Genomic DNA, 9,321 nt, shown 5'->3' with positions numbered 1-9,321 from the left:
AAGACCATTACCTCTGACAATGGTAAAGAGTTTGCTCAGCATAAGAAGGTGAAACGAAAGCTCTTTACTTCCTTCTTCTTTGCCGATGCTTATGCGTCATGGCAGCGAGGAACCAGCGAGAATACTAACGGCTTAATCAGAGAGTTCTTGCCTAAGGGTTGTGACTTTAGACAAGTCTCTGATAATGATATACAGGACATTGAGAATAAACTAAACAACAGACCAAGAAAACGCTTAGGGTTTAAAACGCCCAATCAGGTGTTCTATAATATAATTTAGCGTTGCACTTGGTGTGTTAATCTAAGGGACATTGATTAGCCAAGCGCAGCATACCCTGATTATTTCTACGCCCTATTTTGTACCCGACTATTCGCTCATCAGTATTTTATCCGCCACAGCCTATCGCGGGGTTGAAGTAACGATGATTTTCCCTAAAAACAACGACTCCTTTATTGTAGCCGCGACCAGCCATAGTTATTACTGGCAATTGCTGGAAGCTGGGGTAAAAATTTACGAATACCAACCAGGCCTACTACACGCCAAAACCTTGACCGTCGATGGTGAAATCAGCCTGATTGGCTCGACCAATTTAGATTTGCGCAGCTTTGATTTGAACTATGAAAATAACATCGTCTTTAGTGATAAAAAGCTAACGGCGGATATTGTGGCGCGTCAATACCAGTATATCGCGGACTCAGAAGAAGTGACACGTGAAGAAGTTAGAAACTGGCCGCTGTCTTATAGAATTTGGAATAATATCATTGCCACCATGGGGCCCGTTTTATAGGGGCTATTTTCTAATATGAAAATTAATAAGTTAAAACGATTTAGCTTATTGCGCTGTGATTTTTTGCAGAATATAGACGATAAATTTTGCTTCGGTTGTGAACGGTGTGGTTGCAACCTTCGCTAACAGTGCTTGTCTTTTTTCGCTACGCGCGCGATAGGCATAAGGAGTCATGGTCAGCAAGTCAGCCAGATCCTCCGCTGATAATGTCAGCTCGGTACTGACACGATACCTATCTAACAGTTTAAAATACGGCGATAACGCTTGCAAAAACTTATCAGAATCATGCTCACGAACATCGTCAAATAACGCCTCGCGCATCGTCGCTAAATGTTCAATATCGGGCTTTGCAATGATTAAATAACCAGCATCGCTTAATACTTCATTAAACGCTTCTGGCAAGATAGGACTAAAAATACTGCTAATACCCGTTAGGCTATGTGTCCGTAATGGTAAATACGCAGCACTGGTTACTAATGGATAAATAGCTGTTGTTTTCGCCGCGCCATCCTCTGGTTTCTGATACCAAAGCCTGCCTAATGCTTTACTCACTTTCGCAAGTTCTAGCACGGCAGGTTTACTGATATCTGCTGCAATCAAAGTGTCCATACCCGTTTGCGCCATTGGCTGCGTGTAATAACCCTCACCACAACCAATATCAAGCCAGTTGATTGGCTGTCCTTTTTGGTTAGTCTTGACCTTTTCTAGCGACAGTAACTCTGCCATTTTTTGGCAAATTAAGTCATTTAACGACTGATAATGTCCCGCATTTAAAAACCGCTGGCGTGCTTCGATTGATTGCTGGCTGTCCCCTGGCGCTTTGGATTTTTTTTGTTGCACAGGCAACAGATTGACATAACCCTGACGCGCCACATCAAACGGATGAGCGGTTTGTTTAGGATTTAGGCTACCATCACATCGCCACGTATCCGCCGCTGGTATTAGAGGTGATTGGCAAAGGGGACATATAAATAAGGACACAAGCATCTCGAGGTCATAGCAATTTGGCTGATATTTTAACAAAATTCAGCTGTCGTAAGTAATAATAAAAGGCATGACACACCCTAACAAAGAGGCCATAAAATAAATAGTAAAAAAGCCACCTCAATTATTTTGAGATGGCTTTTTTAATCTTATCTTGTAGATGATCTAACGTAGCTTTAAAGTCATCAGACCAAGGATAACGAGAACAATAGCGATAATCCAGAATCTTGCCACCACTTGGGTTTCTTTCCAGCCAATTTCTTCAAAATGATGATGCAAGGGTGCCATACGAAAGACGCGTTTTTTGCGGAGCTTATACGAGCCAACTTGCAGCATCACCGACAACGCTTCGGCGACGAACAGCCCACCCATAATTGCAAAGGCGATTTCTTGACGAGTCATCACCGCAATCGTACCCAACATTGCTCCCAATGATAGCGCACCGACATCACCCATAAATACTTGGGCTGGATGAGCATTAAACCACAAGAAGCCTAATCCAGCGCCAATCATCGCCCCGCAGACAATAATCACTTCAGAGTTATAGGCAATATAAGGCACATGTAAATAATCGGCAAAACGTGCATCGCCTGACACATAGGCCATCGCGCCTAAACCTGCCGCGACCAATACTACTGGTAAAATCGCTAAACCATCCAAGCCATCGGTCAAGTTGACGGCATTTGATGCGCCATTTATCACAAAATAGGTAAAGATAATAAAGCCAATACCAAACGGCACTGCCGAAAAAGGAATCATCCAATCTTTAAAGATAGGTATTAACAAATCCTGCATTTCGCGAGTGGTATTAATATCCGGCTGTAGCGTGGCGATATAATATAAAGAAACACCGACGAATAACGCGCCCATGGATAGCCAAAAGTATTTTTTACGAGCGATGAGACCTTTGGGGTCTTTATATTTAATTTTAAGCCAATCATCGGCCCAGCCGACTGCACCGAAGATGACCATCACAACGAGCAAAATCCAAACATACGGATTACTCAAGCGCGCCCAAAGTAACGTCGATACCCCAATCGCACTCAAGATCAATACCCCACCCATGGTCGGGGTGCCCGTTTTTGCCAAATGCGATTGCGGTCCATCATTGCGAATCGCCTGACCGTATTTCAGTGCACGTAGGCGTCGAATGACACGCCCACCAAAAATCATGCTAAAGGCAAGGGCGGTAATGACCGCCAGTAACGCACGTAGCGTCAACGAAGAAACCGCAGAAAACGGCGTATAATACTGACCAAGCCAGCCAAACAACCAAACTAACACCGCCTACTCCTCGACTAGCGCATTGATAAGTGTTTCCATCTGCATGGAACGAGAGCCTTTGAACAACACCGTACAGGACTGAGCCTGTTGCGCTTGCAAGTAAGACTGTAAATACTGTAATAAACTATTTTTATCGGTAAACGCATGAGCACTGATATCAGAAATCTCTTGCGCCCCAGCCACGGTATAAGGTGCGTATTCACCCACACAAAGCAGCACATTGATACCAGTGGTCGCAATCGTACGGCCCAAACTCTGATGCTCGCTAATCGCCGCATCACCCAGCTCAGCGATATCACCCAATACCATCACTTGCGTGCCAGTCTGCGCTGCCAACACTTTTGCCGCAGCACGTACCGAATGTGGATTGGCATTATAAGTATCATCAATCAAGCGATGCATACCAAGCAGCTGGCTGTTTAAGCGGCCTTTGGCAGGACGCGCATTTTCAAGCCCGATAACAATGTCACTGACTTCAATATTTAGTGCATGGGCACAGGCAGCCGCAGCCAAGGCATTATTGACATTATGCTCGCCCGCTAGTGGCAAGTTGATATCATGTACTTGATTGCCAATATGCAATTTAAACTCACTGCGCTCAGGCTCGACATCTAAATGGCTGGCACTAACATCAGTATTACCAAAACCAATGACATGTGAGGTGTGTTTTTCCGCGATGCGGCGCAGCTGATTGGTAAAATCGTCTTTATCAGGAACAATGGCAAATTGCGTATCGCTCAAGGTATGATAAATCTCAGCCTTGGTTTGGCAAATACCTTCGCGGCTGCCAAATTCACCTAAATGCGCCGTGCCGATATTTAAAATACAAGCCACATCAGGCTGTACAATCTCAGTGGTATAAGCAATCTCACCAATATGGTTGGCACCCAATTCTAAAATGGCATAGCGATGATGATCTGATAGTTCGAGCAACATCATTGGCACACCCAAATCATTATTTAGGTTGCCACGGGTAATCAATGTCGGCGCCAGTCTGCCAAAGATACTGCCAAGCATCTCTTTACAGGTGGTTTTACCGCTCGAGCCAGTGATTCCAATTACCGTGAGATTTTGATGCTGCTGGCGGCGATAGGTGGCTAGCTGACCTAACGCTAAGCGCGTGTCACTGACAACCAACTGCGGGATCGTATTTGGATGAACAGTAGAAATAGGCTTTGATACGATAGCAGCGACCGCACCTTGTGATGCGGCCATCTCAATGTAGTCGTGTCCATCGAAATTATCACCACTCAGAGCCAAAAAGATATCACCCGCTTTTATGGTGCGGGTATCGGTAGCGATACGAGTGCTTTTAATATTATGATTTGATTCTACTTGCTCTTCACCCAGCTGCCAGCGCCCATTCACTGCCATTGTTGCCGCAAGCAGATTATCTGCTTGCCAAACATACAGCCCTTGCGACTGAATGATATTATCGTTGTCGGCTGTCATAGTGATTACCTTATATGATGACTACTTATTTTTTATATTAAAATATCAAAACTTATTTGAAAAAATTAAAAAATGGCTTGCAACCGCTGCTATTTATACGCGTCGAGCTTGCGCTAAAGCATGATGCAAAATAACACTGTCATCAAAATCATGACGGACATTATTAATTTCTTGATAGGTCTCATGACCCTTGCCAGCGATGACGACGATATCATCAGCAGCTGCATGATTGACCGCGTATTCGATGGCTGATCGGCGCGTAGGCTCAATATGAGTACGTTGATATTGCTCGGTATTCATCCCCGCTTGCATGTCTTGTAAAATCGCATTTGGGTCTTCGGTACGCGGATTATCTGCCGTCAAAATAACTTTATCTGCACCAGCCAATCCTGCTTGTGCCATCAATGGGCGCTTGCCAGCATCACGGTCACCGCCGCAACCAAACACAGCCCATAGCTGACCTTTACAATGGGTTTTAAGGCTAGCGAGCACCTGACTTAAGGCATCAGGTGTGTGGGCATAATCGACGATAAAACAGCCCTCATTCGACGGCACACGCTGCATACGTCCAACCGCACCTTGTAGCTGCGAGATAACGGCTGCAATGCGCTCCAAACCAATCCCTAGGGCTACAGCAGCGGCAATCGCCGCAAGCAAATTCGCCACATTAAAACGCCCGAGTAAGGGACTGACTATCTCTACACTACCCGCTTTCTCGTTACCGAAATCAGTACGCAGATTAACCTTAACCCCTTGCAAGCTCGGTGCGATTTCAGCGGCGACAAAGGTGGCTGTTTTCGAGGCGTCTAAACTATATGTCCAAACCGTTAAGCCGCTATTGTGCGCCGTATCAAGCATCACCGGCGCGTGCTCGTCGTCGATATTGATAATAGCGTGGGTCAAATCTGGGAAATGTGCTTTATCAAACAGTTTGGCTTTTGCTGCTGCGTACTCTGCCATGTCGGCATGATAATCTAGATGGTCACGGCTTAAGTTGGTATAAATCGCCACTGATACGGGCATACCTTGCAAGCGCTGCTGATCCAGACCGTGCGAGCTGGCTTCCAGTGCTAGGAGCTCAGCGCCTTCTACACCCATTTGATACAAGAACTGCTGGACGGCTAATGCGTCACCTGTGGTATGGCTGGCTGGCTCCAAAGCGCCTAGTCTCCCGTTGCCTGCCGTACCCATTACCGCGCTACTCATACCCGTCAATTGGGTCAATTGTGCGACCAATTGACTGATGGTCGTTTTGCCATTGGTACCCGTCACTGCGACGACCTTTGCCAAGCTTACTGGCTGCTGATACTGCAAACGTGCTTGAATTAAGCTTCCTAAAAAACCACGGATATTGGGCACATATAAAACAGGGCAAGGCAGCGCTGCAAGCTGCTGCTCGGCGCTAGGAGTGCTATCGTCTGTTAGAGAGATATTGGCATGTGGCGGTACATTTGCCTTAGCCATTAACGCGATAGGATCGATTTCCGATAGGATAAAAGCGGCACTTTCAGCAGCTTTTAAAAGATAGCCACGACTTTTTTGGCAGTTTGGTGTGTGGCTTTTTAATAGGACAAACACATCGCTCGGCTCTAGCTGACGACTGTCTAAACAGAACTGCTGAAATGGCATATTAGCAACCGCACTGGTTAGACTTGAATTAGCCTGAGCGAATGGTCTTGGTGTTAATGATTCTTGTATGGTTGACTGGATGATAGGCGGCGATATCAACGCCGTTAATGCCTGCTGCAAATTATCATTATTGCGGTCGCTGGCTTCGAGCAGTTGTTGCAAGCTCACAGTAACGCTGCTTGGCGACATGGTAGACAGGGTCATGGGCAAATCCTAAACAGTTAACACAAATCAAATAATAAATAGCTGAACCAGTAAAAAGCTGACTTCCATAGGCTTACCACTATGGTTATGGGTCTTCCGTTTTTAATGGTTTATCCAAAGGCACATTATATAACCGCAGCGCCTCTTTCATGACGTTATGAAAAACGGGGGCTACTGTTAAACCAGCATAAATCTGACCACGTGGATCTTCGATTAACATCACTCCGACCAGCCTTGGGTTGGATGCTGGCGCCATACCCGCAAAGACGTTGCGATATTGATCGGTATAATAACCGCCTTTTGGATTGATACGCCGTGACGTACCGGTTTTACCAGCGACTCGATAACCATCAATAGCCGCGCCTTTTGCCGTACCGCCAGTTTCGGTGACGCCTTCCATCATTTGCACGATAGACATCGCTTGTTCGTGCGCCATAATGCGTTTACTTGGCTGCGATTTGTCATCTTTGATGAGGGTCAATGGATGCATCACCCCACCTGCTGCTAGCGCTGAATAAGCCTGCGCTACCTGCGCTAATGTCACTTGTATGCCATAGCCATAACTGACTGTCGCCCGTCTTGAAGTTTCTTTTTCTTTTGGTGTGACGACAAGTCCACTTCCTTCACCTGGGAACTGTAGCGGTGTTTTTGCGCCAAAACCAAACTTCTTTTGCATGTTAGTAATGCCATCAGCTGGTAGAGACAACGCAATTTTGGTAGAAGCCACGTTACTGGATTTTTGGATTAGCGTCGCCATATTAATCATCCCCAGATTATTATGGTCACGAATGGTATAACCACGGACGCGAATGGAGCCAGGGTTGGTATCGATCAACGAGGTAGTAGTATATTTACCCGAATCTAAAGCCGCAGCAACCGTGAATGGCTTCATCACCGAACCGGGTTCAAAGACATCAAGAAGTGCACGGTTACGCTGGTTTTCACCAGTCATTTCATTGAGGTTATTAGAATTAAACGATGGCCATGTCGATAGTGCCAATACTTCACCAGTTTGGACATCCACCACCATGCCTGTTGACCAGCGGGCTTTTTGTAAGCGGCCTGCTTTTTCTAACTCTTTATATAGCAAGTACTGCAGACGCGAATCGATGGTCAATGCCACATTTTTGCCTGGCACTTCTGGTTCAACCTGTTTAATCTCTTTAAGACTGTTTTGTTTGGCATCTTTTAACACCAGAACCTTACCATCTTCGCCTGCCAGCTCAGTTTCATACAAACGCTCAACACCAGCACGCCCTTCGTAACCACCGTCAGGGTCACTGGCGTTTTGACCCATAAAGCCCAATAGCTGCGAGTTGGGTTGCGGCTGTGGATAATAACGCTGAAAGAAGTTTTTCTCATACACGCCAGGGAAATCAAGCGAGCTAACACTTTGAGCAATCTCAGGCGTTACTTTATTCAGCAGTGGCAAGTAGTGCGAGCCTGCACCTGATGGTAGTGCCGCTTTGACCGCTGCTTCATCAGTCACATCGATACTATCGTCGATAGCGGTGACTCTTTTTAGCTCGGAGACCGAAATATTGGCGGACGCAGCAAGCTGAGTTAAGTCCATATTATCCAGACGCTTTTGCATACGAGAGATCAGCTGCGGGCTGTTAGGATTGGTAATAATAATCCGCTTGAGCTCGTAATATTCACGCGCGTAATCATGCGGACTAAAGGATACGGTTGCCAGTGGCGCGCTGACCGCGAGAGGCAAGTCATTACGATCGGTAATCATGCCACGATAAGATTTTTGCGTGCGCACGCTGGTAATGAGCTCATTGCCCTTATCTTGATAAAACTGCGCATTGGCCACTTGGAGATAGTAAGCACGACCGATGAGCGCTGCTAAGATAATAAGCGCCAAACCCCAAACGGTACGAAAACGGTTTTTATCTTGTTCAAAACCACCGCGAGAGGAAGCACCCGAAGCCTTACTAGAAAAAACCATCTTACTTTTACGGTTTTTTACACTGGTATAGGCGCCTTGATCCTCATTGTTTTTTAGGCGACCAAACAGCTTGGCTTTGCGATTCTCAGCGGATTTATTGTTCGGTTTGCTGCTCGTTTGACCCGATTTAGCGGCACTAGCACGGCGCAACGGTTTGGTTACCTTGCCGCTGGCTGATTTTTTATTGGTGTTTTTTACTGAGTCTTTACCAGTTTTGGATTTGGACTTTTTCTCACTCATTGTCCTGCCTCCACTAGGTCAGAATTGGTTGCAGCAACCTCAGGAGGTACGACTCCAGCAGTATCATTCGTCGAATCTGTTTCGATAATATCTGAATCATTAGCAGCAACGGTATCTGAACTACTGGAAGAATCAGTCAATGCTACCGCAACCGCTGCCCCCGGTTGAATAATCAGCTTGTCTTTGAGGGTTGGCGAAAACATGCCTAACTCAGCAACCGCACGACTGGCAATTTGCGGCGTCGCACTAAAAGTCTGCTGTTCAATAAGTAGGCGCTGATGTTCTACTTGGAGCTTACGTTCTTGTTTTTTCATGTCTTGCAAGGTTTTATAGTCCTGATGATATTGCTGAACACCTTCAGCAGTTTTGATACCGCTCCATAAAATAGCCGCTGCCAATAGTAATAATATGACCACATAAATACTGACCACATTGAACCGGCGCACGAACAATTCGCCAATATCGGTATTAGGTGGCGGTGCGGTGCGGCGGTTGGTAGGTTTGTCAGATATTGCCATGACGATCTCAAAAAAGTGGAATTCAAAGTATAAAAACGCGATAACGGGTTGTGAGTAATAAAACCCTCATGCGCCATCAACACCCTCAACAAAGGTAAAACCATACAAAAAGGTAACTGCCGAGCCTAGCAGACAATGTTTACAGATTTTTAACAGCTGCGTAAGTATTAAAATAATTAATCATAAACAACTAGGGGCTGTATAGAATTGGGAGATAGTTGAAAAAAATAAGCAACGCCTTACACTCTTGTTTACCACAACAAAGAGAA

8 protein-coding genes are annotated in these 9,321 nt (G+C 45.8%); 2 read left to right on the top strand and 6 right to left on the bottom strand.

Translation table 11 applies throughout. The features are described 5' to 3' along the window. Positions 1–279: IS30 family transposase (locus EI162_RS12140; RefSeq protein WP_192524602.1), on the top strand; the 279-nt coding region annotated here is incomplete at its 5' end. A 31-nt stretch (positions 280–310) separates the two neighbouring features. Continuing rightward, entirely contained in the window at positions 311–787 is a 477-nt protein-coding gene (locus EI162_RS12135) for a phospholipase D-like domain-containing protein (RefSeq protein ID WP_225736986.1), read from the top strand. Between the two features lie 45 nt (positions 788–832). On the opposite strand, the gene EI162_RS12130 is transcribed toward EI162_RS12135, so the two are convergent. The 6 genes from EI162_RS12130 to EI162_RS12105 form a co-directional block, all read right to left on the bottom strand. After that, positions 833–1,774, bottom strand: a complete 942-nt coding sequence (locus tag EI162_RS12130; RefSeq protein WP_192524601.1) for a putative RNA methyltransferase — start codon at positions 1,772–1,774, stop codon at positions 833–835. A gap of 162 nt (positions 1,775–1,936) precedes the next feature. Then, on the bottom strand, positions 1,937–3,055 hold the full coding sequence (gene mraY, locus EI162_RS12125) for a phospho-N-acetylmuramoyl-pentapeptide-transferase (RefSeq protein WP_192524600.1): 1,119 nt from the start codon (positions 3,053–3,055) through the stop codon (positions 1,937–1,939). A 3-nt stretch (positions 3,056–3,058) separates the two neighbouring features. After that, positions 3,059–4,507: a UDP-N-acetylmuramoyl-tripeptide--D-alanyl-D-alanine ligase gene (locus EI162_RS12120; protein WP_192524599.1), complete on the bottom strand. Its 1,449-nt coding sequence runs from the start codon at positions 4,505–4,507 to the stop codon at positions 3,059–3,061. A 93-nt stretch (positions 4,508–4,600) separates the two neighbouring features. Then, entirely contained in the window at positions 4,601–6,340 is a 1,740-nt protein-coding gene (locus tag EI162_RS12115; protein ID WP_192524598.1) for a UDP-N-acetylmuramoyl-L-alanyl-D-glutamate--2,6-diaminopimelate ligase, read from the bottom strand. An 85-nt stretch (positions 6,341–6,425) separates the two neighbouring features. Further along, positions 6,426–8,534, bottom strand: a complete 2,109-nt coding sequence (locus EI162_RS12110) for a peptidoglycan D,D-transpeptidase FtsI family protein (RefSeq protein ID WP_192524597.1) — start codon at positions 8,532–8,534, stop codon at positions 6,426–6,428. Next, positions 8,531–9,052: a cell division protein FtsL gene (locus EI162_RS12105; protein WP_192524596.1), complete on the bottom strand. Its 522-nt coding sequence runs from the start codon at positions 9,050–9,052 to the stop codon at positions 8,531–8,533. The genes EI162_RS12110 and EI162_RS12105 overlap by 4 nt, the downstream gene beginning before the upstream one ends. Positions 9,053–9,321: the final 269 nt, after the last annotated feature.

It is taken from the genome of Psychrobacter sp. FME6 (genome assembly GCF_014861365.1).
Taxonomy (GTDB): domain Bacteria; phylum Pseudomonadota; class Gammaproteobacteria; order Pseudomonadales; family Moraxellaceae; genus Psychrobacter.
The sequence above is the reverse complement of the archived record's forward strand: the minus strand, read 5'-3'. Positions and strand labels throughout refer to the sequence as shown.